The sequence below is a fragment of the Hymenobacter miniatus genome (assembly GCF_016427455.1).
Taxonomy (GTDB): Bacteria; Bacteroidota; Bacteroidia; order Cytophagales; family Hymenobacteraceae; genus Hymenobacter; species Hymenobacter armeniacus.
Window position 1 is genome coordinate 24685 of sequence record NZ_JAELXR010000020.1, and the last position, 25929, is coordinate 50613.

Consider the following 25929-nt stretch of genomic DNA (forward strand, 5'->3'; position numbering starts at 1 on the left):
AATTTTCCTTTCTTAATGCCCGCGCCTCTGCGGCTCCCCCTCTCCTTTGGGAGAGGGGCCGGGGGGTGAGGCGCCCGCCCGAACGCCATGCCCACCACCCAGTTCAAGCCCGATGACTCCTACCGCGACTCCATCGCCACGATAGACGCGGCCGGCGAGCGGGTGTGGCTTTATCCCAAGCAGCCCAGCGGGCGCCTCTACCGCTACCGCAAGCTGCTCAGCTACGGCTTTCTGGCGCTGCTGTTTGCCGGGCCGTGGCTGCGCATCCACGACTTGCCGGTGCTGCTGCTCAACCTGCCGGCGCGGAAATTCATCATCTTCGGCCAGATATTCTGGCCGCAGGACTTCTTCATTCTGCTGCTGGCCTCGCTCACGTTTCTGGTGTTCATCATTGTGTTCACCGTCGTGTATGGGCGGGCCTTTTGCGGCTGGGTGTGCCCCCAGACCATCTTCCTGGAAATGGTGTTTCGCCGCATCGAGTACTGGCTCGAAGGCGACGCGCCCCAGCAAAAGGCCCTCGACCGCTCGGCGCTGAACTGGAACAAGCTCTGGCGCAAAACCACCAAGCACGCGCTGTTTCTGGCCGTGTCGTTTCTGATTGCCAACACCTTCCTGGCCTACATCATTGGCACGGAGGAGCTGCTGAAGATTGTGACTGACTCGCCCGCGGAGCACCTGGGCGGCCTGGCTTCGATGGTGATTTTCACGGGGTTGTTTTACGCCGTGTTTGCCCGGTTTCGGGAGCAGGTGTGCACCATTGTGTGCCCCTACGGCCGCCTGCAGGGCGTGTTGCTGGATAAGGACAGCCTGGTGGTGGCCTACGACTACCCGCGCGGCGAGCCCCGCGAGAAGCTGCGCAAAAACCAGCTGCGCACCGCCGGCGACTGCATCGACTGCCACCAGTGCGTGCAGGTGTGCCCCACGGGCATCGACATCCGCAACGGCGCCACCCAGCTGGAGTGCACCAACTGCACGGCCTGCATCGACGCCTGCAACAACATCATGGCGTTGATAAACAAGCCGGAAGGCCTCATCCGGCACGCCTCCGTCAACGGTATTGCCACCGGCACCACGTTCCGGCTCACGGGCCGCGTGAAGGCGCTGTCGGGCGTGCTAGCCTTTCTGCTGCTGGTGCTCACGGGCCTGCTGGTGTCGCGCTCCAACGTGGCGGCCACGGTGCTGCGCACGCCGGGCCAGCTCTTCCAGAAGACCAGCCACGGCACCATCACCAACCTCTACAACATCTCGGTCATCAACAAAACCAACCGGCCCTACCCCATCACGCTGCGCATTCTGGAGCCGGCGCAGGGCCAGGTTTCCCTCGTCGGCACCGCTTCCCTCACGCTGCCCGCCCAGGGCATTGCCGAGGGCGTGTTTTTCGCCGAGCTGCCCCGCGCCGCCCTGCACCGCACCAACCAACCACTCCGCATCGGCCTGTTCAGCAACGGCAAGATGATAGCGGAAACCAGCACCAAGTTTCTCGGGCCGGCGCAGTAGCCCCGGCCCCAATCCCCAACCATGGCTACCTCTCCTCCCAACCCCCGCACCATCTGGCCCTACGCCATCATTGCCGTGTTCGTGCTTTTTGCCGGCTACATCGGCTTTATGGTGCAGCAGGCCATGCGCACCACCGTCGACCTGGTCAGCCCCGACTACTACCAGCAGGAGCTGGCCTTTCAGCAGCGCATGGAAACCGTGGCCCGCACCGCCGCCCTGCCCGCGCCCGTCAGGCTGCGCCACGAGGCCGCCGCGCGCCTGCTCACGCTGCAGCTGCCCGCCGACATGCGCGGCCGGCGCATTCAGGGCCAGATTCGTTTCTTCCGCCCCTCCAACCAGCGCCTCGATTTCACGCTGCCCCTGCAGCCCGGCACCGACCTGCAGCAGCGCCTCAGCACCGCCCGGATGCGGCCGGGCCTGTGGCGGGTGCGCTTAGACTTTACCGCCGATAAGCACAACTATTTCGTGGAGGAAAAAATCATCCTTTACCCCTGATTTTCGTCAGGTTTTATCTTCTCAGGCCCGCGGTATTTGCGTCCCAATTACCACACCCCCGAAACCCTTTTGCCATGCTCTGGGCTGGTTTTTTGTTTGGCTTGCTGGGCAGTTTTCACTGCGTGGGCATGTGCGGGGCCATTGCCCTGGCGCTGCCCGGGCAGCCCGGCGGGGCCGGCTGGCGCTTTGGCGGCGGGCGGCTGCTGTATAACCTGGGCCGGGTGAGCACCTACGCCACGCTGGGCGCCGGGGCCGGCCTGCTGGGCCAGAGCCTGCGCCTGGCCGGGCTGCAGCAAAGCCTCTCCATTGCCTCGGGCGTGCTGATTCTGCTGCTGGTGGCCGTGCCCGAGCGCCACTCTGCCCGCCTGGCCGGCGCGCTGGGCCTGGGCCGGCCGCTGGCGTGGGTGAAGACCGCCCTGGCGCGCCTGTTTCAGCAGGTTTCGCCGGGGGCGCTCTACGCCACCGGCCTGCTCAACGGCCTGCTGCCCTGCGGCCTGGTGTACCTGGCCCTGGCGGGTGCGCTGAGTGCGCCGGGCGTGGCGGGCGCGGCGGCCTACATGGCCTGCTTCGGGCTGGGCACGCTGCCGCTCATGCTGGGCCTGAGCCTGAGCGGGCGGCTGGTGCCGCTGGGCTGGCGCATCCGCATGCGACAGGCCGTGCCCTACGCGGCCGCGGTGCTGGCGGCGCTGTTCATCGTGCGGGGGCTGGGGCTGGGCATCCCCTACCTGAGCCCGCAGCTGAGCGCGGGGCCGGCCGCGGCGGCCGCGGCCCAGCCCCACACCGTGCATTACTGCCATTGAAAAATGAGAGGTGAGACATGAGAAATCAGCTCTCATCACTCATTCCGCTTTCCCTCTCCCCACCTCCCCACCTCCCCTTAACATGAAAACCCTGCTCGTTCCCCTCGACCACACCGCGGCCGCCGAACACACCCTGGCCTATGCCAACAAGCTGGCCGTGCGCTGGCCGGCCGAAGTGGTGGTGCTCTACTGCCACCCCGGCGGCGACACTCCGGTGGCGGCCGAGCAGCTGGCCGAGGAGGAGCAGCGCCTGCGCAGCCTGGTGGAGCGCCTGCGTTACCAGCAGCTCACCCGCCACGACGGCCGCCGCATTCAATACCGCTACCGCGTGCTGGCCGGCTGCCTGCACGACCACGTGCGCCAGGAGGCCGTGCGCTGCGCCGCCGACCTCGTGCTCATGGGCCTGGAGCACATCGACTGCGGTAGGCAGGAAGCCCCCGGCAACCACGCCGCGGCCATTGCCCAGCTGGTAAGCTGCCCCCTGCTGGTGGTGCCGCCCGGCCGCCGCTCCCTGCCCAACCGCCTGGTGTTTGCCGCCGATTTTCGCACCCTGGGGCTGCACATCCTGCCCCGGCTGGCGGCGCTGGAAGGCGCCTTTCCGGCCCCGCTCGACCTGGTGCAGTTCTACGCCCCCGCCGAACGGCCCCTGCGCCGCCAGCTGAAACAGGCCCTGAGTAAGGCCGCCGCCCACCTGGCCTGGAACTTCACCACGCCGCATTTGCTCGAAGACGACGCGCCGCTCGAAGGCATCAGCGAATTCTGCGCCCACGTGCACGCCCAGCTGCTGGTGGTGGCCCCGAGCAGCCCCGCCCAATTGCGGCAGTACTTCGACGCCTGCTACGCCACCACCCGCGCCTACCACACCCAAATTCCGGTGCTGGTGCTGCCCTCCCCGGCCGAGCGCCAGGCCAGCGTGGCCTGCTGCGACCGGTGCGCCGCCCAGCTGGCCAAAGAACAGTCCCTTCAACACCTGCCTGCTAACTACCACGCCGTGCGCTGGGCCTAGGCGGTTGCCTCCCAAGCCCAACCACTGACGGCGGGCTTCTTTCTCCATCAGTATCTCCAGTGTTAAATGCCCGACGTCATGCTCGTTTCTTCTAACCCCGCCGTTTCTTCCAGCCCTGCTTTTATTCCCGTAGCCCCGCAACGCGCCGTGGTGGAGGGCTGGATGCGCCAGTTCCAAGACTGGCTGTGCCACCGCCTGGAAGCCGCCGATGGCAGCGGCCGGCATTTCAGCCGCGACGAGTGGCAGCACGGCGGCGGCGGGGGCGGCTGCACGCGCGTGTTTCAGCAGGGCGACGTGCTGGAGAAAGGCGGCGTGGCCTTTTCGGCCGTGTGGGGCGAAATGAGCGAGGCCGCCGCCCGCCAGCTGCTCATGCCCGACCGCCGCTACTTTGCCACGGGCGTGAGCGTGGTGCAGCACCCGCGCAGCCCGCAGGTGCCCATCTCGCACATGAACGTGCGCTATTTTGAAACGGCCAACGGCGAAGCCTGGTTTGGCGGTGGACTCGACCTGACGCCCATCTACGTCGACGCCCGGCAGGCCCGCTGGTTTCACGAGCAGATTGCCGAGGTGTGCGCCCGCCACGACCCCGGCTATTACCCGCGCTTCAAGCAGTGGGCCGACGAATACTTCTACCTGCCCCACCGCGGCGAGACGCGCGGGGTGGGCGGCATTTTCTTCGACCGCCTCACCGTGGGGCGCGACGGCCTGTTTGAAGAGCTGTTTTCGTTTGTGCAGGACGTGGGTGAGGTGTACGGGCGCGCCTACAGCGCCATCATGCGCCAAAACGCGGCCCTGCCCTACACCGCCCGCCACAGCGAGTGGCAGCGCGTGCGCCGCGGCCGCTACGCCGAGTTCAACCTGGCCATCGACCGCGGCACCCGCTTCGGCCTCGAAACCGGCGGCCGCACCGAAAGCATCCTCATGAGCCTGCCCCCCCAGGCCGACTGGCACTACAACCGGGTGCCGGAGGCTGGCTCGGCCGAGGCGGAGTCGCAGCAGTGGCTGCGCCAGGGCGTCGACTGGCTGAGCGTGTAGCCCCCGGTCTTGGCCCCTTTCGGCCCGCTGTGCCCGCCTCCCGCCCCGGCCTGACAACAATCAGCTAACCCGCTGCTTGGCATCAGGAAACGGCGTTGGGGCGGGCGCTTCCTTTGGCAATGTGAGCAACCCGCGCGGCCTTTCCCTCGGCCGCCTCCCTGCCCACGCCCGCTGCCATGCCCGTCGTCGTGACCCTTACCCTGAGCCCGGCCCTGGACAAGAGCACCTCGGTGCCGACCTTGGTGCCCGACCAGAAGCTGCACTGCGCCGCGCCCACGGTGGCGGCCGGCGGGGGCGGCATCAACGTGGCGCGCGGGCTGCGGCGCTTGGGCACGCTTGCCACGGCGGTATTTCCGGCCGGCGGGCCCACCGGGGCGTGCCTGCAGGAGCTGCTCACGGCCGAGGGCATCGCCCAGTGCGTGGTGCCCACGCAGGCCCCCACCCGCGAAAACCTGGAAATCGAAGAAACCAGCACCGGCCGGCAGTACCGCTTTGGCATGCCCGCCGCCGCCCTGAGCGCGGCTGAGCAGCAGCGATTGCTCGACGCGTTGGCCGACTTTGTGCGCCCGCCCCAGCTGCTGGTGGTGAGCGGCAGCCTGCCGCCGGGCGTGGCGCCGGGATTTCTGGGCCAGGTGGTGCGCCAGGCCCACGCGGCCGGCACCCGCGTGGTGGCCGATACCTCGGGCCCGGCCCTGTGCGAAGCAGTGGCGGCGGGCGCCTTCCTCATCAAACCCAACCGCGAAGAACTCGGCCAGCTGGCCGGCACCGGGCCCCTTGCCGACGACGCGGCGCTGCTGGCGGCGGCCCGGCCGCTGGTGGGGCCGGGCGGCTGCGGCGCCGTGCTGGTGTCGCTGGGCGCGCAGGGCGCCTGCCTGGTGGCCCCGGGGCTGGAAGAGTTCATTGCCGCACCGGCCGCAAAGCGCCGGAGCACCGTGGGCGCCGGCGACAGCCTGGTGGCCGGCCTGGTGCACGCGCTGGCCCACGGCCACTCCCTGCGCGAGGCGGCCCGCCTGGGCGTGGCCTGCGGCACGGCCGCCACCCTCAACCCCGGCACCGAGCTGTTTCATCGGGCCGATGCCGAAGCCCTGTACCGGGAGCTGCTGCGCACCATGCCCGCCGAGTTCGCCCTGGCCTGACGCCGGCCTCCAACCTGTTACCATCTGTTCACCCCTTCTTGCTTATTGCCATGATACCCAACACCATGAAAGCCGCCGTGTGCCATGCCTACGGCCAGCCCCTGCGCATCGAGCACGTGCCGGTACCGGCCGTGCCGGCGGGCCGCATCCTCGTGAAAGTGGCCGCCTGCGGGGTGTGCCACACCGATTTGCACGCCATCAACGGCGACTGGCCGGTGAAGGCCACGCTGCCCCTCATTCCGGGCCACGAGGGCGTGGGCACGGTGGTGGCCGTGGGCCAGGGCGTGGAGCACGTGCGCCCCGGCGACCGGGTGGGCGTGCCCTGGCTGCACACCGCCTGCGGCCACTGCGAGTACTGCCTCACCGGCTGGGAAACCCTGTGCCCGCAGCAGCAAAACACCGGCTACTCGGTGCCCGGCAGCTACGCCGAGTACGTGCTGGCCGACCCCAACTACGTGGGCCTGCTGCCCGACAACCTTTCGTTTCAGGAAGCAGCGCCCATTCTGTGCGCCGGCGTCACGGTGTATAAGGGCCTAAAGGAAACCGAGGTGAAGCCCGGCCAATGGGTGGTGATTTCGGGCGTGGGCGGGCTGGGCCACCTGGCCGTGCAATACGCCAAAGCCATGGGCATGCGCGTGGCGGCCGTGGACGTGCAGGCCGAGAAGCTGCGCCTGGCGCAGTCGGTGGGCGCCGAAATAGCCATCAATGCCGCCGAGGAAGACGCCGTGGCCGCCCTGCAGCAGCGCATTGGCGGGGCGCATGGGGTGCTCATCACGGCGCCGTCGCAGCCGGCGTTCGCGCAGGGCGTGGGCATGCTGCGGCGCGGCGGCACCCTGGCGCTGGTGGGCCTGCCGCCCGGCGAGTTTCCGCTCAACATTTTCGAGATGGTGCTCACCCGCAAAACCGTGCGCGGCTCCATTGTGGGCACCCGCCAAGACCTGACCGAAAGCCTGGCGTTCGCCGCCAACGGCCAGGTGAAGGTGCACTACCGCTGCGAACCGCTCGAAAACATCAACGAAGTGCTCGACGCCATGAAGGCCGGCACCATCCAGGGCCGCGTCGTGCTCGACCTGGCCCTGCCGGCGCCGGCCGCAAAGGCGGCCCAGGCCGCCCGAAACCCGCAGCCTGAGGCTGCACCTGTGTAGCCCGCGACGACCGGCCGGGCCGCCTTCCGCGGTCTGACCAGCATGGCCGGCTTTTCAGTTCAATTTCTTTTCCCTCCTTTTTTCTCCTCATGAAAAACATCCTCGTTCCCACCGACTTTTCTGCGGAGTCGCACCATGCGTTTGAAGTGGCCGTTCGCTTGGCGGCCCGCATCGGGGGCCGCGTGCTGCTGCTGCACGCCATTGAGCTGCCCGAAACGGCCACCTTCAGCACCTACGGCGGGCCGGTGGGCGGCACCGAGCTGCCCAACAGCAGCGGCGACCCCATGGACGACGTCTTCGTTGTGAAGCTGCTGCAGGCCACCAAAACCCGGCTGCACCGCCTCCTGGCCGAAGCCGCCACCCTGGCGCCCGGCGTGCCGGTGCAGGAGTTTGTGCAGGCCACGCGCCTGAGCGAGGCCCTGACCAGCATGTTTACCCACCAGGCCATTGATTTGGTGGTGATTGGGGCGCAGGGCCACACGGCCGCCGAGCATTTCTTCTTCGGCTCGAACACCGAGCGGCTGGTGCGCACGGCCCCCTGCCCCGTGCTGGCCGTGAAGCACCCGGTCGAAGCCTTTGAGGTGCAGCGCCTGGTGTTTCCGTCCGATTTTTCGGCCGAGGCCGACCGCGCCGTGTTCGAGCTGCGCCGCGTGCAGGCCCTCTTCCCCGAAGCCGTGCTGCACTTGCTGTGCGTGGTGGCCTCGGCCGGCCAGGAAGAAGCGGCCCGCGAAAAGATTGCCGCCTTTGCCAGCCGCCACCAGCTGCGCTCCTACGAGGCCGCCGTGACGCTGGCCGACCGCCCCAGCGAGGGCATCCGGCGCTACGCCCACCAAGTGCAGGCCGACCTGGTGCTGCTGCCCACGCACGGCCGCACCGGCCTTAGCCGCTTCCTGCAGGCCAGCATTGCCGAAAACGTGGCCACCCACGCCTTCCCGCCGGTGCTCACCTTTCAATTGAACTAAGGCAGCAGGCCGCCACGCAAAAGGCCCGGCAACGGTGGTTGCCGGGCCTTTTGCGTGGCGGCCTGCGCGCGCGGCGCTGGTTGGCGGTCAGCACGACTCGGGGGCCCTACCCTTTCTTCAGCAGCTTGTATGGTTCCAACGCGCCGGCGCCCAGCAGCGCGGCCAGGGCGCACCAGCCCAGCTCGGCGGCGGGCACGGGCGCGAACCCGAATAGCGTTTGCGCGGCCGGCACCCACAGGCTCACCAGCAGCAGGGCCAGCGCCAGGCCCAGCATCAGCCAGAGCAGGCGGTTGGGCACGGCCAGGGTGCGCCACAGCGACTGCGAAAACGAGCGGTTCACCAGCGTAAGCACCAGGTTGCTCAGCACCAGGGTGGCAAACACCAGCGTGCGCATCTCGGCCACCGGCCGGCCGGCCCGCATGGCCACGTAGTACACGCCCAGCACGCCCGCGCCAATGCCCAGCCCCTGCAGCAGGCTGCGCCCCAGCGCCCAGCCGCCCAAAAACACGGCCCCCGGCGCGCGGGGCGGGGCGTGCATCTGCCCGGCTTCGGCGGGCTCGTTTTCGAAGGCGATGGAGCAGGTGGGGCCCATCACCAGCTCCAGAAAAATGACGTGCACCGGGCCCAGCAGGTTGGCCAGCGGCCAGCCGGCCAGCAGCGGCACGGCCACCGTGGCCACAATGGGCAGGTGAATGGCCACGATGTAGGAAATGGCCTTCTGCAGGTTTTGGTAGATGCGCCGGCCCTGCGCCACGGCCGTCACCATGCCGCCCAGGTTGTCGTCGACGAGCACCAGCGAGGCGGCCTGCCGGGCCACTTCGCTGCCGCGCCGGCCCATGGCCACCCCAATGTGGGCGGCCTTGAGGGCCGGGCCGTCGTTCACGCCGTCGCCGGTCATGGCCACCACTTCGCCGTTGGCTTTCAAGGCGTTCACCACGCGCAGCTTGGCCTCCGGAAACATGCGGGCAAACACGGCCGTGCCCGCCACGCGCTGGCGCAGCGCGGCCTCGTCGAGGGCCAGCACCTCGGGCCCGGTGAGCAGGGTGTCGGCGCCGGGCAGGCCCACCTGCCGGGCAATGGCCTGGGCCGTGGCCGGAAAGTCGCCGGTTATCATCTTCACCCCAATGCCGGCTTGCCCAAAAGCCCGCAGCACGGCGGCCGCGTTGTCCTTGGGCGGGTTTTCGAGCGCCACCAGGCCCAAAAAGGTCCAATCGAAGTCGTCCTGATTGGCCGGAAAGTCTTCCCCCAGGGCTTCGGCCTGCGCCACGCCCAGCACCCGCAGCCCCTGCTCCGACAGCTGCCGGGCCACCGTGCGCACCTGCTCGGCCCGCCCGGCATCAAGCCCCCGGCACACGGCCAGCACGTGCTCCACGGCGCCCTTGGCGGCCACGGCCGGCGGGCCGGCGGGGGTGCGGCGCACGTGCGTCATCATGGGCGGGGTGCCGGCCAGCGGGTACTCGTGCACCAGCGGGAAATCGGGCGCGACCAGCACGGGCGCGTGGGCGGCCAGCGCGGCCACAATGGCTTTTTCCATGGGGTCGAAGGGGGCGGTTTCGGAGGCCCAGCGGGCGTAGGCCAGCACGGCCGCGGCGGTGGGCGGCAGGGCCGCGGGCAGGGGCAGCAGCGCGCCGGTGGCCCCGTCGTAGAGGCTGGCCACGCGCATGCCGGCCTGGGTGATGGTGCCGGTTTTGTCGACGCAAATCACCGAGGCCGAGCCCAGGCTTTCCACGGTTTGGGGCTGCTTGGTGAGCACGCCGGCCCGGCTCAGGCGGGCCGCACCCAGGGCCATGAAGCTGCTGAAAGCCACCGGAATTTCTTCCGGCAGCAACGACATGGCCAGCGTGAGGCCGAAGAGCAGGGCCGTGGCCCAGTCGCCGGTGCGGGCGTAGTTCACGCCCCACACCACGGCAAAGGCGCCCAGCCCCGCCCAGGCCATGCGCCGCACAAACTGGCTCACCTGGCGCTGCAGAGGCGTTTTTTCGGTGGCGATGGCGTGCAGGCTCCCGCCGATGCGGCCCAGCTCAGTGCCGCCGCCCACGGCCGTGAGGGTGAGCCAGGCACTGCCCGACACGGCGCTGGTGCCGGCATACACGGCGTCGGCCGGGGCTTTGGCCACCGGCACGGCTTCCCCGGTCAGGATGGCCTCGTCCACGGCAAAATCGTTGGCGCTGTCCACGCGGCCGTCGGCCGGAATGCGCTCGCCTTCTTCCACCAGCACGGCATCGCCCACCACCAGGTCGGCGGCCGGCACCGCCCGGAGCTCGCCGCTGCGCCACACCTGGGCGCGGGGCTGGGTGAGCTCGCGCAGGGCCTGCAGGGCCCGGTTGCTGCGCACGCTTTGGTAGAGCGAGATGCCCGCCACGGCCAGCAGGGCCACCACCAGCGTCACGCCCTCGGCGGTGTGGCCCAGGCCAAAATACAGCCCACACGCCACCAGCAGCAGCAAAAACATGGGCTCGGTGACCACCTCGCGCGCCGTGGCCCGCCACCCGGAGGAATCTTCGGCGGCCACGACATTGCGGCCGTGCGCCGCCCGCGAGCGGGCCACTGCCGCGTCGGGGAGGCCTCTTTCAACCGCCAGGGTTGGTTCCATCATAAAACAGGAGCTGATTGAGGCTGAATGAAAAGGCCTGCCCGGCCCGCGGGCTTGGCCGGCGAACCAGTTTTTGTGCGAACGACACCAGGCGGCAGCGCCGGGCCACGACGACGGCCCGCCCGACGGGCTTCTGCCCAAGCCCGCGCTAGCGCGGCAGGGCCGCCGCCGTCAGCTCGCTGGCCGTGGGGCGGGGCCGCGACGAAGCCGTGGGCAGCACCAGCACGGGCACGGGGCACTGCTCCAGCAGGCGGGCCGTCACGCTGCGGTGAAACAGGTCGCTCATGAAGCTGCGCTGCCGGGCCATGACCACCACGGCGTCGGCGGCCGTGTCCTGGGCGGCCGCGAGCACGCCGTCGGCGTAGTCGCCGTTGCAGTAGCCGCGCAGCTCGGGGGCGCTGAACTCGACCAGGCCGCTGGCGCGCACGGCCTGCAGGGCGGCGGCGCAGCCGTCGTCGTCCTCCACGCCGTCGGACACATGGCCCACCACCACGCTGGTGGCCAGCAGCGCCAGCGCCGGGCGCAGCGCCTGCGCCGGCCCCGACAGCTCGAAGGGCTCGCGGTCGGCCGCTACCAGGAAGCGGTGGGGCGCCTGCTCGGCCGGGGCCGTGGCCGGCACGGCCAGCACCGGAAACTGACCGGCCCGCAGCAGCTCGGCGCACAGGGCGGCGGTGCCGGCAAAGTCGGGGTGGTCTTCGTCGGGCTGGCCCAGCACAAACAGCGCCGGGTGGTGGCGGGCGGCCAGCTCACGGGCCACGTCGGGCAGCAGGTCGGTGGCCATTTCCACGGTGGCAGGCACGCGCAGGCCCTGGGCCAACTGCTGCAGGGCGGCGGCCGTGTCGGTCCGGCCTTCCAGCTCCTGGCGGTGGTAGTTGCGGCCCACGGCCCCCACCAGTTCGTAGGGGTCGACCAGCGAAACGCGGTTGACGTGGAGCAGCACCACGCGCCCGTGCACAGCCTGGGCCAGGGTTTCGGCGTAGCGGATGGCGTGCCGGGCAGGTTCGTAGAACCCCGAGAAAACGATGAGCGTGAGGGCCATGGCGGTAAATGGGTTACGTTGATTGATTCGGTGGCAAAAGGCCGGCCGGCTCAGGGACGAAGGGGGGCCGGTTCGGGCGTGGGCTGCGTGGCCGTCAGCAGCAGCACAGGCACGGGGGTACGGCGCAGCACCTGGTCGATGACGCTGCCGCTAAAAAGCTTGTGCCACAGGCCGTGGCCCAGGTCGAGCAGGGCCAGCCAGTCGGCCTCCAGGTCGGCCACGGCGTGCAGCAGGCCGGGGGCGGGCTCCTCTCCCACCACTTTGTGCAGGCCGCAGCTGGGCATGGTGGCCATCAGGCCGCAGGTTTGGGCGGCGTGCAGGCCCACCCACCCGCGAATGCTTTCCTCGCGCGTGAGCACGCTCACGGCCACGGCGTCGGGGGCCAGGGCGTCGAGCAGCGGGGCCACGGCCCGCGCCTGCGGAGCCAGCGCAAACGGCCGGTCTTCCACGGCCAGGGCCAGGCGCCGCGGCAGGCGCAGGGCCGCGTCGGGCAGGTGCTCGGGCACGAGCAGCAGCGGGTAGCCGGTTTGGTGGGCCAGGGGCTGGGCGCGGTTGCTGAGCCATTCGCTGAGCCAGTTGGAAGTGGCCGTCAGGCCGGCCACCACCAGCACAGGGCGGTACTTGGCTAGGGCTTCTTCGACGGCGCCGGGCCAGTCGGCTTCCAGCACTTCGGCCGTGGCCGGCACGGGCAGCGTGCGGGCTACCTGCTGCAGGCTACGGGCGGTATCGGGCACGTTGGGGGTCCATCACGGGCAGCACCTGGCCGTATTCAGTGGCGATGGGCAGCGGCAAAAACACGTGCACCAGGTGCAGCTCGGCGTCGATGGCCGCCGCCAGCACGGCGGCGTAGGCACAGGCGCGCTCGGCGGCCCGCGAAAAATCGGTCAGCACAACCAGGTTGGGATTCATAGCACAGCAGCTTTTAAGAAATGAAAACGAGTAGTTCGGCAACCGGCCGCTAGTCCTGGGCCGGCAGCAGCAGCACCGGAATGGGGCTTTCCTGCAGCAGCTGGGCCGTCACGCTGCGATGAAACAAGCTGCCGAGCAGACTATGGCGCCGCGCCACCACCACCAGCAGGTCGGCCTCCTGCCGGGCGGCTTCTTCCAGCACGCCCCCGGCAATGCGCTGGCGGCTGAGCTCGTGCAGGCGGTCGAGGGAGGGGCCGTCGTCCACCAAGTCGTTTTGCCGAATGCTGCGCAGGATGTCGGCCGCGTCGGGGCGGCGGTGGTCGTCGTCGGTGATGTGCACCACGTCGAGGGTACCCCCGTTGGCCTGCAGCAAGCGCTGCACCACCCGCTGGTTGGGGCACAGGCGGAAGGGTTCGCCATCGACGGCCAGCAGCAGGCGCCGGGGCGGAAAAGCGTCCCAGCCCACGGTGGGCACCACCAGCACGGGGCTTTGGGTTTGGCGCAGCAGGTCCATGGCCGTGCTCACAATGATTTCCTGCGGCGCGTCGGCCAGGCCGGGGCGGCCCAGCACCAGCAGCAGCGGCTGGTGGCGGCGCACCACCTCCTGCACGGCCTCGGGCAGGTAGTCGTCCGAAATATCAACTTCGGCGGGCACGGGCTGCGCCGAAGCCAAGGTTTCGAGGGCCCGGCGGGTGCGCTGCTCGCCCTCGGGGGTGTGGCCGGCGTGGTATTCGGCCGGCGCCAGCAGGCCGTCGTGGCGCACGTGCAGCAGCACCAAGTGGGCTTCGAGCGGCAGAGCCAGCCCGGCGGCGTAGGAAAGCGCGCGGTTGGAAACGGCAAAAAAATCGGTGAGGACTACCAACGAAGGACTCATGGCCAGCAGGGCAAAAAGTGAATTAATGCGAAACGCGAATGGCCAGCGCCGGCCCCCCAGCGCTGGGGGCCACTGCGGGCCGCGGGGCGGGCAGCGGCGGGTAGTGGCCGCACCAGTCATCGAGCGCCATGGCGGCATCGACTTCGAGGGCGCGCAGCAGCGTGGCGGGGCTCACGGGCAGGGTCGGGCCGCCGGGCGCATAGGCCAAAGGCACCGCGAAGGGCAGCAAGTGGAAGGACATCGCCTGTAAAATGAGAGGCGCACCGCGCAAGCCCGCTAGCGGGCCGCCGGGCCTTACGAGCGGCCGTGGTAATAGGCGCTGGTGAGGGCCAGCACCGCCAGCAGCAGCACCGAAAACATGAGGGAGGGCGTAATCATGACCGGGAGGAAAGGGCCCTTGGCCGAAGCGCCGGGCAGGTGAAGAGAACACCTCAAAATTCGTTTTCTCCGGCCGCCAACGCCCTGACGCTGATTACCTCGGGGCCTGACTTTCATCAGGCCCGAACAATGCCCGCCGCACGCGCTCATCGCGCCCGTACACGTCGGCGAAGAACCGCAACTGGCCGTTTTCGGCGGTGCAGGTGGCGTAGCGGATATAGATGGGCATGGGCCGCGTCAGGCGCACGTCGCGCGGCGCGGGCTGGCGGGCGCACTCGGCCTCGTTGGGCAGGCGCACCGGGCGGCCCTCGCGGCGCAGCAGGTCGGCGGCCAGCGCCAAGGGCTCGGCCAGCCGCACGCAGCCGTGGCTGAAGGCCCGGGCCGGCGCGGCAAAAAACTGCCGTATGGGCGTGTCGTGCAGGTACACGGCGTAGGGGTTGGCAAAGCGAAACACCACATTGCCGAGGGCATTGTCGCAGCCCGCCGACTGCCGGATGGTGTAGGGAAAGCGCTGGGCCGTCACGGTCCGCCAGTTCACGGCAAAAGGGTCGAGCAGGTGGCCCTGCTGGTCGTAGAGGGCCAGGTTGTTCAGGGCCAGGTAGCCGGGGTCTTCCCGCAGGCGGGGCAGCATTTCCTTCGTGGCAATGGAGCGCGGCACGTGCCAGTCGGGCGCCAGGGTTAAGTAACGCACGGCGCTGCTGAGCGTGGGCGTGGGCGTTTCGGGCTTGCCGATGATGACGCGGTGGCGGCGCCGCACCGAGTCGTGCGCCACCACCAGCAGCTCGTAGGCGGGCAGGTTCACGAGGAGGTAGGCGGGCGTGGGCGCCCACGCCTCCCAGCGCCAGCGTTCCAGGTTGAGGGCGGCCTGCTGGTAGCGGGCACGGTGCGCCGCGGCCGAATCGGGCGGCACGGGCCGGGCCAGCCACCGCGCCAGCGCCGCCTGCAGCTGGCGGTACTCGCGGGTGGCGGGCTGGCCCGCCAGCATGGCGGCCGGCACCGCGCCCCGGCCCAGCGCGGCCCGAAGCGCAGCCGCGGGCCGCCACTGCGCTCCCGTTTTGGCCCGGGCGGGCTCGGCCTGGGGGCGCAGGCGGCCGCGGTGCAGGTCGCGCATCAGCCGCAGCACGGCGTCGCTGAGCTGCAGGTCCAGCCGGGCGCGCTGCTGGCTGAGTAGGGACGGGCCGGCCGGTAGCGCCAGCGAATCGCGCAGGGCGGCCAGCGCAGCCGGCACGTAGTCGGCGGGCAGGCCAAGCTCCGCGGCGCGGCTCAGCTGCTGCCACGCGGCCGTGGCGTCGGCGGAAAGGCCGCTGGCGGTGGTCCAGATGGGCGCGTCGGTCGAGTCGTAGAGCGCCCGCACATCGGGGCCGGCCTGTAGGCCCAGGCGGGCATCGGCGGCGCGGGCGCTGCCGGCCGCTGCGGTATCGAGCAGGGCCTGCAGCAGCGGCGCCACGGGCACGTCTTGGACGGGCAGCAGGGCATTCAGCGCTTGCTGACCGGGGTTTTCAACTGCGCTACGTGTTTCGGTCGGGGCCGGACTGCACCGCGGCACAACCACCAGCAGGCTCAAGGCCAGGCAGCGCCGCATCACAAGCTTGGCAGAAAATGGATTCACAGTAGCAGCCGGAGACTTTTAAAATAAGTGAGGATGGGCAACTCGACTGGTCTTCGCGAGAACGAAATCGTGGGAGCGAAATCGTTCTCGCAAAGGCCGGTCAGCTTGCTTTGCCAACAGTCCGGCGCGCCGCGGCGGTGCGGCGCAGCCAGCGTACTGTTTGAATGAGCAGCACGGGCAACACGCCGCTGCCGAAAACCAGGGCCAGGGCCACGGGCGGCAGCGGCACTATGCCAAACACCGGCCGCAGTGCCGGCAACAAGTAAATTGTGAGCATGGCGCCGCCGCACAATACCAGCGCGCCCCACACGTAGGGATTGCGCGTCACCTCCGAGCGCAGCAGCGCACGCCGGTCGGCCGCGAAGTTGAACACGTGCAGCAACTGGCCCAGCGCCATGCCAAAAAACAGCACGTTGTTGCACTCCGCGGCCGGCAGGCCCATTCCCCAGCGCGCGTAGGCAAACGCGCCCGCCCCACCCGCCGTGAGGGCCGCCGCGTAGAGGCCCGCCCGGCGCCAGTCGGCGAAGCCCAGCAGCGGCTTTTTGGGCGAGCGGGGCGGGCGTTGCATCAGGTCGGGGTGGCCCTGGCCCAGGGCCAGAGCCAGGGCCGGGAACACATCCGTGAGCAGGTTCAGAAACAAAATTTGCAACGGCCAGAGCGGCACCAGCGGGTGCAGCAGCGCCACCAGCGTCACGATGAGCACCTCGCTCAGGTTGCAGGAAATGAGGTAGCTCAGAAAAGTGCGAATGTTGGCCAGCATCACGCGGCCCTGCGCAATGGCCACCACAATGGAACCAAAGGCGTCGTCCTGCAGCACGAGGTCGGCGGCTTCGGCGGCCACCTGGGTGCCGCGCAGGCCCATGGCGATGCCGATGTCGGCCCGGCGCAGGGCGGGGGCGTCGTTCACGCCGTCGCCGGTCATGCCCACCACCTGGCCGCACTGCTGGTAATAGGCAATGAGCTCGAGCTTCTGGGCCGGGCTCATGCGGGCAAACACCTGGGCGTGGTGCAAGCGGCGCCGGCCGGCGCCGTTGGGGTGGCGCAGCAGGTCGGCCAGCTCGGCGCCGAGTATCACGTCGTCGGGCTCTTCGTCTTCCAGCAGCCCCACCTGCTGGGCCACGGTGCGGGCCGTGGCGGGGTGGTCGCCGGTGGCCACAATCACGCGAATGCCGGCAGCCCGGCAGGCGGCCAGCGCCGGCGCCACTTCCAGCCGGGGCGGGTCGAGAAAAGCCACCAGGCCCACCCATTCCAGCTCGCGCACAAAATCGGGGCCCGGGTGCTCGGGCCACTCGGCGCTGGCAAAGGCCAGGGTGCGCAGGCCGCGCGCGGCCAGTCCCTCGGCGCGGGCCACCCAGGCGGCGCGGTCTTCGTCGCGGAGCGGCTGGGGAGCCCCGGCGGCCGTCCACTGGTAGCGGCAATGGGGCAGCACGGCCTCGGCGGCGCCTTTCACGGCCACCAGGCAGCGGCCGCCGGCCAGCTGGTGCACGGTGCCCATGAGGCGGGTATCGGAGCGGAAGGCCTGCTCGGCCAGGCGGCGCGGCGCGGCCTCGGCGCTGTTCTGGGTGGCGCCGGCCAGCTGCCAAAGGGCAATTTCGAGGGGGTCGCCGGTGGTGCGGCTGGGGTCGGCGGGGTGGTAGGTGGCGTTGTTGCACAAGGCGGCCAGCAGCTGCAGGTGCGCAAAGCCCGGGCTGGCCAGCGGGCCGGGCGCGCCGCCCGCCACGGCGTTCAAGGCGTCGTTTTGCAGCCGCACTTCGATGCAGCCCTCGGCTAGCCACACAGTGTGGGCCTCGATGCGGTTTTGGGTGAGGGTGCCGGTTTTATCGGTCACGATGACGCCGGTGCTGCCCAGGGCTTCCACGGCGGGCAGGCGCTTCACCAGCACCTTATGCCGGGCCATGCGCAGGGTGCCCGCCGCCAGGGCCAGCGTGGCCACGATGGACAGCCCCTCGGGAATGGCCGCCACGGCCAGCACAATGGCGGTTTTCAGCACCTGCCTCAGCGGCTGGCCCTGCGCCCACACCAGCAGCCCGTAGCCCAGCGTGAGCCCACCCGTGAGCAGCAACAGCTGCCGGGCCAGCACATCAAGCTTGCCCTCCAGAGGCGTGGGCGGGCGCCCGGTGGCCTGCACCAGCTGCGTGATGCGGCCCAGCTCGGTGCCCATGCCGGTGGCCACCACCAGGGCCCGGCCGTTGCCGTCCACCACGGCCGTGCCCTTGAACACGCGCTGGCGCTGCTCGGCCAGCGGGGCCCCGGGCGCGGCCGGGCCGGGCGCCTTGCTCACGGGCAGCGACTCGCCCGTGAGGGCCGACTCGTTCACCTGCAGCTGGTGGGCTTCCAGCAGGTCGGCGTCGGCGGCCACCACGTCGCCGCCTTCCAGCAGCAGCACGTCGCCGGGCACCAGGTCGGCGGCCGGCAGCTGGTGGGGCTGCCCGTCGCGCAGGGCGCGGGCCTGGGGCACGTCGAGGGCGTGCAGGGCGTCCATGGAGGCGCGGGCCTGCCACTCCAGCCCACACCCGATGGCCGCGTTCAGCAGCACCACCGCCCCAATGGCCACCGCCTCGGCCACATCGCCGCTGAAGGCCGACACGGCCGCCGCACCCGCCAGCACCAACACCGTGAGGCTTCGGAATTGCCGCAAGGCCATGCGCAGCGCCGACTCGCGCGGCGCCGTGGCCAGCACGTTGGGGCCGGCCTCCAGTAGGCGCCGCCGGGCCTCGGCAGCAGGAAGGCCAGCGGCCGCAACGAAGGGAGCGACAGGCGCCGCGGCCGGCCGCGCGGGTTCGGAAAGCGGGGGCGCAGGGAGCAAAGGCATGGCGGCAGGTGGTTTAAGAAAAGGGGCAACGGGCTTCGACACCGCTCAGCGGCGGGCGGGAGCTCCCGTCCCGGCTGCGCACAGCTCGTGCTCGGGCGAGTGGCCCAGGGCCCAGGCGTTGAGGCTGGCCAGGGTGGCGTCGGCAATGTTGGCGAGGGCCTCGCGGGTGAGGTAAGCTTGGTGGCCGGTCAGCAGCACATTGGGGAAGGTGAGCAGGCGCGCAAACGTGTCGTCGAGCAGCAGGTCCTGGCTGTGGTCGGCGAAAAAAAGGGCCTTCTCGTTTTCGTACACGTCCAGCCCCAGGTAGCCCAGCTGGCCACTTTTGAGGGCGCGCAGGGCGGCGGCTGTGTCCAGCACGCCGCCCCGGCCGGTGTTCACCAGCATCACGCCGCGCTTCATCCGGCGCAGCAGCTGGTCGTCGATGAGGTGATGGGTGGCGGCCGTGAGCGGGGTGTGCACCGAGATGATGTCGGCCTGGGCGCACAGCTCGGGCAGCGGCACGTAGCGCAGGCCGTACTTCTCGGTGAGCTCGGGGTTAGGCTGCACGTCGTGGCCCAGCAGCTGGCAGCCGAAGCCGTGCAGAATGCGCGCCACCACGCCCCCGATGCGCCCCACGCCCATGATGCCCACGGTCTTGCCGTGCAGGTCGAAGCCGATGAGGTGGTCGAGGCGGAAGTCATTGGCCCGCAGTTGTTGGTCGGCCTGGCGCAGGTGGCGGCACAGGGCCAGCATCAGCGTCACGGCGTGCTCGGCCACGGCGTAAGGCGAGTAGTCGGGCACGTGGGCCACGCGCAGGCCCAGGCGGCGGGCGGCGGCCAGGTCCACGTGGTCGGTGCCGCTGGCGCGCACGGCCAGGTAGCTTACGCCCAGTTCGGCCAACTGCTCCAGCACCGCCGCCGACACGTCGTCGCGGGTGAACACGCTCACCGCCAGAGCGCCGTGCGCCAGATGCGCCGTGTCGGCCGTGAGGGGCGTATCGAGCAGCGCGAGCTGGTGGCGGCCTTGGTTGGCCCGCTGCAGAAAGCTGCGCTCAAAATGCTGAACACTGAAAGCCGTAACGTTCATAATCAAATGGTCTGGCAGGGACAGCCCCAACTGGCAAGCGGCTGCAGTAAGGCTGAAAAGCGGCCGGTTAGTAAAGCTTCAGGTCTTTGTAGTCCAGGTCTTGCGCCACAAACCGGGCGTAGGGCTAGCGGTGGCCGCCCCCCAACTGGCTTTCAGCACCGTGGGCATGGGCACGCCGAGCCAGTCGCGTTAGTCCGAAAACCGGCCCAGCCAGGACTGCAGCGGGCCGTCGCCCTAGTGGCGCTGGAATTTCCGGGTATTCATGCCATAACGAACCGCTTAAATTGATGGCAATAACCTGTTGATTATCAATGCTTAATTACCTAAAACACCACCTTTAAGGTCAGCTACCCTGCCTTCCAAAAACGGCGAGCTCCGGCTAGCGCACCACGGCCGTGGCGTGCGCCGCGGCATCTTCCGTGGCAGCGGCCTTTTCGCCATCGCGGGCCAGCTTGGCCAGTGCCGCCAAGTCGAAGAGGCGGCCGCGCAGCACCACGGCCTCAATCAGGCGCAGGTTGTGGATGTCGGTGAGCGGGTTGGCGTTCAGCAGCACGGCATCGGCGAGGTAGCCCGCGCGAATGCGGCCGAGGTCGAAGCCGCGGCCCATGGCCATGGCCGGGTTCACGGTGCCGGCGCGCAAGGCCTCGGCGGGGGTGAGGCCGATGGCCACGAGGCGCTCCAGCTCGTCGTGCAGGCCGCCTCCGTGGAAGAGATTGGGCGTGCCCGAGCCCGCGTCGGACCCCGCCACCAGGCGCACGCCCTGCCGGCCAAACGCGGCAATCATGCCCCGCTGCAGCGAGTCGAGGGCCTGCAGCCGGGCCCGGCGGCCCGCCGAAAGGCGCGGCCGGGCATGCGACGCCCGCGCCCACTGCTGGCGCACAGCAGCCGGCACGGCGCGAAAGCGCAGGTCGGCCGGGTCGGGCTCTCGTCCTAAGGCAAAGTCCTGCGCCCCCAGTGCGGGCACCACAAAGGTGCGGTACTGCTCCAGGGCCTGGGCCAGGTCCGCGCAGCGTTCGGCGCTGAAGCTGGCCAGAATGAGCGGTTGCTGGGCTTTCACACGGGCCTGCAGGGTGGTGAGGGGCCGCGGGCCGGCCAAGGCCCGGGCGCGCGCCTCCACCAGCTCGGCCTCGCGGGCGGAGCAGGCCAGCAGCAGCTTGTCGGGGTGGTCGATGCCGCGCTGGCCGGCCCCGATGGCGTCGAGCACGGGCACGGCCTCGGGCACGGGGCCGGTGAGGTGCACGCGGGCTTCCTCGGCGGCCGCGGCCGCGCCCCAAAAGGCGTCGTGCGAGAGCAGCGGACCGGTTTGCATACTGCACCAGCCGGCTTTGATGTGGCTTTCAGCCTCGGTGCGGCCTTCGGCGCGGGTGGCCGTCAGGCCGAGGCCGGTGCGCTCCGTGGCCGAGCCATTGAGCACGGGGCCGGCTAGCTCGAGGCGCGGGCCCACGCGGCGGCCGGTTTCGAGGGCCTGGTAGGTGCGCAGCAGGTCGTTGAGGGGCCGGGCCGTGGTCACGTCGCGGATGCTGGTGATGCCGTGGGCCACGTACAACGGCAGGGCCATGCGCTCCTCGGCGGCCGAGCCCAGGGCGTGGGTGTGACCGTCCCAGAGCCCGGGCACCAGGTACTTGCCCGTGCCGTCGACGGTGGGCACGCCCCGGCCGGCCGGCACCCATTTGCCCACCGAGATGATGGCGCCGTCGCGCATCACCACGTTCTGGTGCGGCTCGATTTCGCCCAGGTCCACGTTCACCACGCTCACGTTGGTAATCACCAGCTCATCGACCATCGGGGGCACTACCACCGGCGGAATGACGCCCCCCGGCTGTTGGCCCAAGGCGGCGCGGCCGGCCAGGCACAAGCCCAGCAACAGCCCGGATACACGGTTCGATTTCATGGCCCTAAATTCTTGATTGGCAAAGATTTTACTACTATTCAAAGGCCTGCGAAAAGCTGCATGCTTTCGAGGTACTCAGGCACTTCCACCTGCGGCCAGTGGCGCTGGCGCAGGGTGGCGGCCAGGTTTTCGGCGGCCGGCGGCTCGCCGTGCACCACGAAGGTGCGCTGCGGCGGCTGCAGTTGGTCGAGCCAGCGCAACAGCTCCTGACGGTCGGCGTGGGCCGAAAAGCCGTCGAGGTGCTCGACGTGGCAGCGCACGGGCACCAATTCGCCAAACATTTTTATTTCCCGTTCCCCGGCCAGCAGGCGGCGCCCCCGCGTGCCCTCCGCCTGGTAGCCGATGAGCAGCACCGTGTCGGTGGGCCGGGGCAGGCGGTGGTGCAGGTGGTGCACGATGCGCCCGCCCGTGCACATGCCGCTGGCCGAGAGGATGATGGCCAGTCCCGTTTTCTGGTTCAGGGCCTTCGATTGGGCCGCTTCCGTCACCAAGTGCAGGCCGGGAAAATCGAACACGTTGCCGCTGCCCAGCCGGTGGGCCGCCGGGTGGCGCGGAAACAGGTCGGCTACGCGCAGGGCCATGGGGCTGTCCACGTACACCGGCACCGGCGGGATGCGGCCAGCCGCCAACAGCTTCTTGAGGTAGTAGAGCAGGGCCTGCGTGCGGCCCACGGCAAAGGCCGCAATGAGCAGCACGCCGCCCCGGTCCAGGGCCTCGTTCACGACGCGGGCCAGGGCACTTTCGGGGTCGGCCAGGCGGGTGTTGCGGTCGCCGTAGGTCGACTCCACCAGCAGCACGTCGGCGTGGGCCACGCGGGCGGGGTCGTGCAGCACGGGGTTGTCGTAGCGGCCCAGGTCGCCCGAAAACACCAGGTGCCGGCGCTGGTGCTCGCCCTGCACGTCGAGCTCGGCGATGGCCGAGCCCAGGATGTGGCCCGCGTCGCGGAAGGTGAGCGTGAGCCGGCCGCCGAGCAAGGCCAGGGGCGCCTCGTAGGCCACGCTTTCCACCAGCGCCAGCACCTGCGCCACGTCGGCCTGGGTGTAGAGCGGCAGGGCCGGGCGGTGCTTGGAATAGCCTTTGTGGTTGGCGTAGGCGGCTTCTTCCTCCTGCAATTTGGCCGAGTCGAGCAGCATGATGCTGAGCAGGTCGGCCGTGGCCTCGGTGCACAGGATGCGGCCCCGGAAGCCGTCCTTCACCAGCTTGGGCAGGTAGCCGCTGTGGTCGAGGTGGGCGTGGGTCAGGATAACGGCCTCCACGTCGGCCGGCGCCAGGGGCAGCTTCTCGCGGTTGCGCAGACGCAGCTCTTTAAAGCCCTGAAACAAACCGCAGTCGACCATAACGCGGTGCTGGGCACCGGCGCTTTCCAGCGTGAGCAGGTACTTCGAGCCCGTGACGCAGTGGGCCGCCCCCAGAAATGGCAGATGAACGTTCATGGACCTGAGGCTGAAGAAGATGATAGTGCAAAGGTTCCCACCGTTTCGGCCGCCGGCACATGAGCAATGTCAGGCGTTTGGCTAATTTTGCGCAGGTCCGCCGCCCGGACTATGCCGGAGCTTTGCCGCAGGAACCCCCCCATTTTTTGCCCTGCCTCATGGACGCCTCCCTGCTCATTCTCACCGATTTCTTTCAGGCCGCCAACAAGGCCCTGGACTACGCCACCAACCTGGCCGGCCCGCTGGGCGCCCGCCTGGTGCTACTGCACGTGCGCCGCGACTCTCTCCTCGACCCCGAGGCATTCACGGGCGGCATTTCCAACCTGAGCCAGGACGCCATTCAGCTGGCCCTCAACAGCGTGGCCGGCGGCCTGCCCGTGCCCGTGGTGGCCGAGGTCGGCCACGGCCGCGTGGCCTTTGCCGTGGCCGACGCCGTGAGCCGCCACCACCCGCTGCTGGTGGTGCTGGGCCGCCCCGACTACTCCGACACGCCCGACGAGCTGGTGCAAACCACCTCCCTCGACCTGCTGCGCACCGCCCCCTACCCCATGCTGGTGGTGCCCCACGGCGTCGGCTCCACGGCCCCGCCCCGCCGCGTGCTGCTGGCCATCGACGGCGGCCCCTTCACGCTGGGCGAGCACGCCGGCACCGCCCGCCACCTGCTGGCTGCCCTCGGGGCCGGCATCACCGTGTTTCACGTGGTGCCCGAAACCGGGCCCGACGAGCTGCCGCCCCTGGTGCTCGACTCGGTGATGCGCACCGGACTCGTGCTGGACCTGCCCCCGGCCCAGTGCCGCACCGTGGTCAGCGAGCAGCCCGCCGCCGGCATTCTCCGCGCCGCCCAGCCCGCCGACTACGACCTAGTGGTGCTCATTGCCCGGCGCCGCAGCTTCATGGGCAACCTGTTCCACCGCAGCGTGACGGCCCAGGTGATGCTCGAAAGCAAGCTGCCCGTGCTGGTGCTGCCCGCGCAGTAGCCGGCTCGCCGAAATCACAAAAAAGCCCTCCGGCACGGCACCGGAGGGCTTTTGTGTATTCTGAGCGCCGAACGGCCTAGCGCAGCAGCGGGGCCACGCGGGTGCCCAGCAGCTCCGTGGCACGCAGGATTTTCTCGTGCGGCAGCACGGCCACGTCCATCTGAAACGTGACCCGCGAAATACCGCCCAGTGCCTCGGCGTGGCGCAAAATTTTGGCCGCCACTTCTTCGGGGCTGCCCACCAGCAGGGCCCCCAGCGGCCCGGCCTGCGCGTCGAAATGGTAGCGCGTGAGCGGGCTGCCGCCCCGCTCGCGGGCCCGCTTGCTAAAGGTTTCCAGGTAGCCGGGCACGAAGTCGGCCACGGCTTCTTCGGTGGTCGGGGCCACGTAGCCCAAGGAGTGCAGGCCCACTTTCAGCCGTTCGGGGGTGTGGCCGGCGCGGCGGCCCGCCTCGCGGTAGAGGTCGATGAGGGGCCGAAAGCGGTGGGTGTCGCCCCCAATGATGGCCACCATCAGCGGCAGGCCCAGGGCGCCGGCCCGCACAAACGACTCGGGCGTGCCGCCCACGCCCAGCCAGATGGGCAGCTGCGCCTGCGCCGGGCGCGGGTACACGCCCTGCCCGGTGAGCGCGGGCCGGTACTGGCCCTGCCAGCGAATGTGCTCGGTGTCGCGGATGGCCAGCAGCAGGTCGAGCTTTTCGGCAAACAGCTCGTCGTAGTCATTGAGGCTGAAGCCAAACAGCGGAAACGCCTCGGTAGACGAGCCCCTTCCGACCACCATTTCGGCGCGGCCCTGCGAAATCAGGTCCAGCGTGGCGTATTCCTGAAACACGCGCACGGGGTCGGCGGCCGAGAGCACCGTCACGGCGCTCGTCAGCCGGATGCGCTGCGTGCGCGCCGCGGCAGCCGCCAGAATTACGGCCGGGGCCGAGTCGAGGTATTCGGCCCGGTGGTGCTCGCCAATGCCGAACACGTCGAGGCCCACCTGGTCGGCGCGCTCAATGCGCTCGAGCAGCAGCCGCATGGCCTCCTGCCCGCTCAGGGGCGTGCCGCCGTTTTGCAGCAGGTGCGAGGCGAAACTATCAATGCCAATTTCCATGAGAGATGAGGAACGTCGAGGATGAATGGTCTAAGCCGTGCTAAAACTACGTTTCAAATGTACATACATCAAATGTACATACATTGTTCAAGCTCTCCAAAAATTAAGCTTCCTGATGACGTGAGAAAAAGTGACGACGCACCTCAGTCTCCTCTGATTTCAGGGCTATTTCCCTATAACTTCCACGCGGCCCTCACGCCATTCAAGCAATAGCCATCAATGGCTGCGATTAAGCAGATGGCTCGGCGCGCAGCAGCAGGCGAATGCCCCAGGGGTCGGCGACGAGGGGCCCGGTCGCGGTAGGCTCCACGGGGTAGCCGGCTGCTTGCAGGCGGCCGGCGGCGGCATCGCGAGTGGCGGCATCGGGCCACCACAGTTCCCAGCGGAGTAGGCGGGCGTCGGCCGCGGTGGCGGCGGGCGAACCCGCCGCCCACACGTTGAGCCCCAGGTGGTGGTGGTAGCCGCCGGCCGCCACAAACAAGGCGCCCGGCAGGCTCCAGGTCATCACGTCGAAGCCCAGCGCCTCGTGGTAAAAGGCGGCTGCCTGCGCCAAATCGCCCGTGTAAAAGTGCAGATGGCCCATGGTGGTGCCGGCCGGCAGGCCCTGCCAGGCCGTGGTGCCGGCCGCCTGCAGCACGCCCACCGCATCAAGTGGGTCGAGGGCCGCCTGAATTTCGCCCTTCGCCGACACCCACCACTCCGCGCGGGGCCGGTCGCGGTACACTTCAACGGTGAAGCCGTCGGGGTCGGTGAGGTAGGTGGCCTCGCTGTAGCGGTGGTCAGACGAGCCCACGTGCACCCCCAGCGCCTGGGCGTGCCGCAAGAAACGGCCTAGGTCGGCGCGGGTGGGCAGCAGCAGGGCAAAATGGTAGATGCCCAGGCGGCCGCGCCGCGGCACGGGGCGGGCGTCGGGCTGCTCGTAGAGGGCCACCAGCACGTCGTCGGGGCGGCCGGCCACGCCCAGCTCGGCCGTGGCGAGCTGGCCATCGGCGGCCGGGGTGCGGCGCAGCCGCTGAAAGCCCAGCACGCCCTCGTAAAAGGACAGCGAGCGGTCGAGGCTGGCCACCGTCAGGTGCACGGTGCCCAGGCGAATGGCGGCCGGCAGCTCGACGGGCGGGTGAATGCCGATGCGCTCGGCGGGCAAGGAAGGATACGGGAGCAGGTTCGGGTTCATGGC

23 protein-coding genes are annotated in these 25929 nt (G+C 69.7%); 9 read left to right on the top strand and 14 right to left on the bottom strand.

From position 1 onward, the window contains the following. Positions 1–87 precede the first annotated feature (87 nt). From ccoG to JAO73_RS21555, 8 genes are all read left to right on the top strand, one after another. The gene (gene ccoG / locus JAO73_RS21520; protein WP_198979326.1) at positions 88–1497 is read left to right on the top strand and encodes a cytochrome c oxidase accessory protein CcoG; all 1410 of its coding nucleotides are present in this window, start codon (positions 88–90) and stop codon (positions 1495–1497) included. 21 nt (positions 1498–1518) lie between these two features. After that, a complete protein-coding gene (locus JAO73_RS21525) occupies positions 1519–1992 on the top strand; it encodes a FixH family protein (protein ID WP_198979327.1) in 474 nt (157 codons plus the stop codon). A 74-nt stretch (positions 1993–2066) separates the two neighbouring features. Next, on the top strand, positions 2067–2792 hold the full coding sequence (locus JAO73_RS21530; RefSeq protein ID WP_198979328.1) for a sulfite exporter TauE/SafE family protein: 726 nt from the start codon (positions 2067–2069) through the stop codon (positions 2790–2792). 82 nt (positions 2793–2874) lie between these two features. Beyond that, positions 2875–3798 carry a universal stress protein gene (locus JAO73_RS21535; RefSeq protein ID WP_198979329.1) on the top strand — a complete coding sequence of 308 codons (924 nt, stop codon included), beginning with the start codon at positions 2875–2877 and terminating at the stop codon, positions 3796–3798. Between the two features lie 78 nt (positions 3799–3876). Continuing rightward, complete coding sequence (gene hemF / locus JAO73_RS21540; protein WP_198979330.1) at positions 3877–4833, top strand: oxygen-dependent coproporphyrinogen oxidase; 957 nt, start codon at positions 3877–3879, stop codon at positions 4831–4833. Positions 4834–5009: 176 nt separating this feature from the next. Further along, complete coding sequence (locus JAO73_RS21545) at positions 5010–5969, top strand: 1-phosphofructokinase family hexose kinase (protein WP_198979331.1); 960 nt, start codon at positions 5010–5012, stop codon at positions 5967–5969. Between the two features lie 50 nt (positions 5970–6019). Beyond that, positions 6020–7114, top strand: coding sequence for an alcohol dehydrogenase AdhP (gene adhP / locus JAO73_RS21550; protein ID WP_198979332.1), 1095 nt, complete (start codon positions 6020–6022; stop codon positions 7112–7114). Between the two features lie 89 nt (positions 7115–7203). Continuing rightward, positions 7204–8076: a universal stress protein gene (locus tag JAO73_RS21555; protein ID WP_198979333.1), complete on the top strand. Its 873-nt coding sequence runs from the start codon at positions 7204–7206 to the stop codon at positions 8074–8076. A 106-nt stretch (positions 8077–8182) separates the two neighbouring features. Here the strand turns inward: JAO73_RS21555 and JAO73_RS21560 are convergent, their stop codons facing one another. The 12 genes from JAO73_RS21560 to JAO73_RS21615 form a co-directional block, all read right to left on the bottom strand. Continuing rightward, a complete protein-coding gene (locus JAO73_RS21560) occupies positions 8183–10672 on the bottom strand; it encodes a cation-translocating P-type ATPase (protein ID WP_198979334.1) in 2490 nt (829 codons plus the stop codon). Between the two features lie 145 nt (positions 10673–10817). Continuing rightward, positions 10818–11708: a universal stress protein gene (locus JAO73_RS21565; RefSeq protein WP_198979335.1), complete on the bottom strand. Its 891-nt coding sequence runs from the start codon at positions 11706–11708 to the stop codon at positions 10818–10820. 50 nt (positions 11709–11758) lie between these two features. Beyond that, positions 11759–12442 carry a universal stress protein gene (locus JAO73_RS23445; protein WP_198979336.1) on the bottom strand — a complete coding sequence of 228 codons (684 nt, stop codon included), beginning with the start codon at positions 12440–12442 and terminating at the stop codon, positions 11759–11761. Beyond that, positions 12423–12617: a universal stress protein gene (locus JAO73_RS21575; RefSeq protein ID WP_198979337.1), complete on the bottom strand. Its 195-nt coding sequence runs from the start codon at positions 12615–12617 to the stop codon at positions 12423–12425. Before JAO73_RS21575 ends, JAO73_RS23445 begins: the two co-directional genes overlap by 20 nt. Positions 12618–12666: 49 nt before the next feature. Continuing rightward, a complete protein-coding gene (locus tag JAO73_RS21580; protein ID WP_198979338.1) occupies positions 12667–13491 on the bottom strand; it encodes a universal stress protein in 825 nt (274 codons plus the stop codon). A 22-nt stretch (positions 13492–13513) separates the two neighbouring features. Further along, positions 13514–13732, bottom strand: coding sequence for a hypothetical protein (locus tag JAO73_RS21585; protein WP_198979339.1), 219 nt, complete (start codon positions 13730–13732; stop codon positions 13514–13516). Between the two features lie 53 nt (positions 13733–13785). Continuing rightward, positions 13786–13926: a hypothetical protein gene (locus tag JAO73_RS21590; protein WP_198979340.1), complete on the bottom strand. Its 141-nt coding sequence runs from the start codon at positions 13924–13926 to the stop codon at positions 13786–13788. 37 nt (positions 13927–13963) lie between these two features. Beyond that, positions 13964–15478 (bottom strand): L,D-transpeptidase family protein, encoded by a 1515-nt coding sequence (locus JAO73_RS21595; RefSeq protein ID WP_198979341.1) that lies wholly within the window; start codon positions 15476–15478, stop codon positions 13964–13966. A 100-nt stretch (positions 15479–15578) separates the two neighbouring features. After that, positions 15579–18290, bottom strand: a complete 2712-nt coding sequence (locus tag JAO73_RS21600) for a cation-translocating P-type ATPase (protein WP_198979342.1) — start codon at positions 18288–18290, stop codon at positions 15579–15581. A gap of 45 nt (positions 18291–18335) precedes the next feature. After that, positions 18336–19355, bottom strand: a complete 1020-nt coding sequence (locus JAO73_RS21605; protein ID WP_198979343.1) for a 2-hydroxyacid dehydrogenase — start codon at positions 19353–19355, stop codon at positions 18336–18338. A 379-nt stretch (positions 19356–19734) separates the two neighbouring features. Then, the gene (locus JAO73_RS21610; protein WP_198979344.1) at positions 19735–21246 is read right to left on the bottom strand and encodes an amidohydrolase family protein; all 1512 of its coding nucleotides are present in this window, start codon (positions 21244–21246) and stop codon (positions 19735–19737) included. A 38-nt stretch (positions 21247–21284) separates the two neighbouring features. Next, positions 21285–22679: an MBL fold metallo-hydrolase RNA specificity domain-containing protein gene (locus JAO73_RS21615; protein ID WP_198979345.1), complete on the bottom strand. Its 1395-nt coding sequence runs from the start codon at positions 22677–22679 to the stop codon at positions 21285–21287. 158 nt (positions 22680–22837) lie between these two features. On the opposite strand from JAO73_RS21615, the gene JAO73_RS21620 reads away from it, so the two are divergent. Continuing rightward, complete coding sequence (locus JAO73_RS21620) at positions 22838–23656, top strand: universal stress protein (RefSeq protein ID WP_198979346.1); 819 nt, start codon at positions 22838–22840, stop codon at positions 23654–23656. Positions 23657–23732: 76 nt separating this feature from the next. On the opposite strand, the gene JAO73_RS21625 is transcribed toward JAO73_RS21620, so the two are convergent. Beyond that, positions 23733–24752, bottom strand: a complete 1020-nt coding sequence (locus JAO73_RS21625; RefSeq protein WP_198979347.1) for an Atu2307/SP_0267 family LLM class monooxygenase — start codon at positions 24750–24752, stop codon at positions 23733–23735. A gap of 229 nt (positions 24753–24981) precedes the next feature. Then, a complete protein-coding gene (locus JAO73_RS21630) occupies positions 24982–25926 on the bottom strand; it encodes a VOC family protein (protein ID WP_198979353.1) in 945 nt (314 codons plus the stop codon). Positions 25927–25929 lie beyond the last annotated feature (3 nt).

Excerpts from the sequence above, each read along its gene's own strand:
- ccoG (WP_198979326.1), top strand. The coding sequence starts at position 88 with ATGCCCACCACCCAGTTCAAGCCCGATGACTCCTACCGCGACTCCATC.
- JAO73_RS21525 (WP_198979327.1), top strand. The coding sequence starts at position 1,519 with ATGGCTACCTCTCCTCCCAACCCCCGCACCATCTGGCCCTACGCCATC.
- JAO73_RS21530 (WP_198979328.1), top strand. The coding sequence starts at position 2,067 with ATGCTCTGGGCTGGTTTTTTGTTTGGCTTGCTGGGCAGTTTTCACTGC.
- JAO73_RS21535 (WP_198979329.1), top strand. The coding sequence starts at position 2,875 with ATGAAAACCCTGCTCGTTCCCCTCGACCACACCGCGGCCGCCGAACAC.
- hemF (WP_198979330.1), top strand. The coding sequence starts at position 3,877 with ATGCTCGTTTCTTCTAACCCCGCCGTTTCTTCCAGCCCTGCTTTTATT.
- JAO73_RS21545 (WP_198979331.1), top strand. The coding sequence starts at position 5,010 with ATGCCCGTCGTCGTGACCCTTACCCTGAGCCCGGCCCTGGACAAGAGC.
- adhP (WP_198979332.1), top strand. The coding sequence starts at position 6,020 with ATGATACCCAACACCATGAAAGCCGCCGTGTGCCATGCCTACGGCCAG.
- JAO73_RS21555 (WP_198979333.1), top strand. The coding sequence starts at position 7,204 with ATGAAAAACATCCTCGTTCCCACCGACTTTTCTGCGGAGTCGCACCAT.
- JAO73_RS21560 (WP_198979334.1), bottom strand. The coding sequence starts at position 10,672 with ATGATGGAACCAACCCTGGCGGTTGAAAGAGGCCTCCCCGACGCGGCA.
- JAO73_RS21565 (WP_198979335.1), bottom strand. The coding sequence starts at position 11,708 with ATGGCCCTCACGCTCATCGTTTTCTCGGGGTTCTACGAACCTGCCCGG.
- JAO73_RS21575 (WP_198979337.1), bottom strand. The coding sequence starts at position 12,617 with ATGAATCCCAACCTGGTTGTGCTGACCGATTTTTCGCGGGCCGCCGAG.
- JAO73_RS21580 (WP_198979338.1), bottom strand. The coding sequence starts at position 13,491 with ATGAGTCCTTCGTTGGTAGTCCTCACCGATTTTTTTGCCGTTTCCAAC.
- JAO73_RS21585 (WP_198979339.1), bottom strand. The coding sequence starts at position 13,732 with ATGTCCTTCCACTTGCTGCCCTTCGCGGTGCCTTTGGCCTATGCGCCC.
- JAO73_RS21600 (WP_198979342.1), bottom strand. The coding sequence starts at position 18,290 with ATGCCTTTGCTCCCTGCGCCCCCGCTTTCCGAACCCGCGCGGCCGGCC.
- JAO73_RS21605 (WP_198979343.1), bottom strand. The coding sequence starts at position 19,355 with ATGAACGTTACGGCTTTCAGTGTTCAGCATTTTGAGCGCAGCTTTCTG.
- JAO73_RS21610 (WP_198979344.1), bottom strand. The coding sequence starts at position 21,246 with ATGAAATCGAACCGTGTATCCGGGCTGTTGCTGGGCTTGTGCCTGGCC.
- JAO73_RS21615 (WP_198979345.1), bottom strand. The coding sequence starts at position 22,679 with ATGAACGTTCATCTGCCATTTCTGGGGGCGGCCCACTGCGTCACGGGC.
- JAO73_RS21620 (WP_198979346.1), top strand. The coding sequence starts at position 22,838 with ATGGACGCCTCCCTGCTCATTCTCACCGATTTCTTTCAGGCCGCCAAC.
- JAO73_RS21625 (WP_198979347.1), bottom strand. The coding sequence starts at position 24,752 with ATGGAAATTGGCATTGATAGTTTCGCCTCGCACCTGCTGCAAAACGGC.
- JAO73_RS21630 (WP_198979353.1), bottom strand. The coding sequence starts at position 25,926 with ATGAACCCGAACCTGCTCCCGTATCCTTCCTTGCCCGCCGAGCGCATC.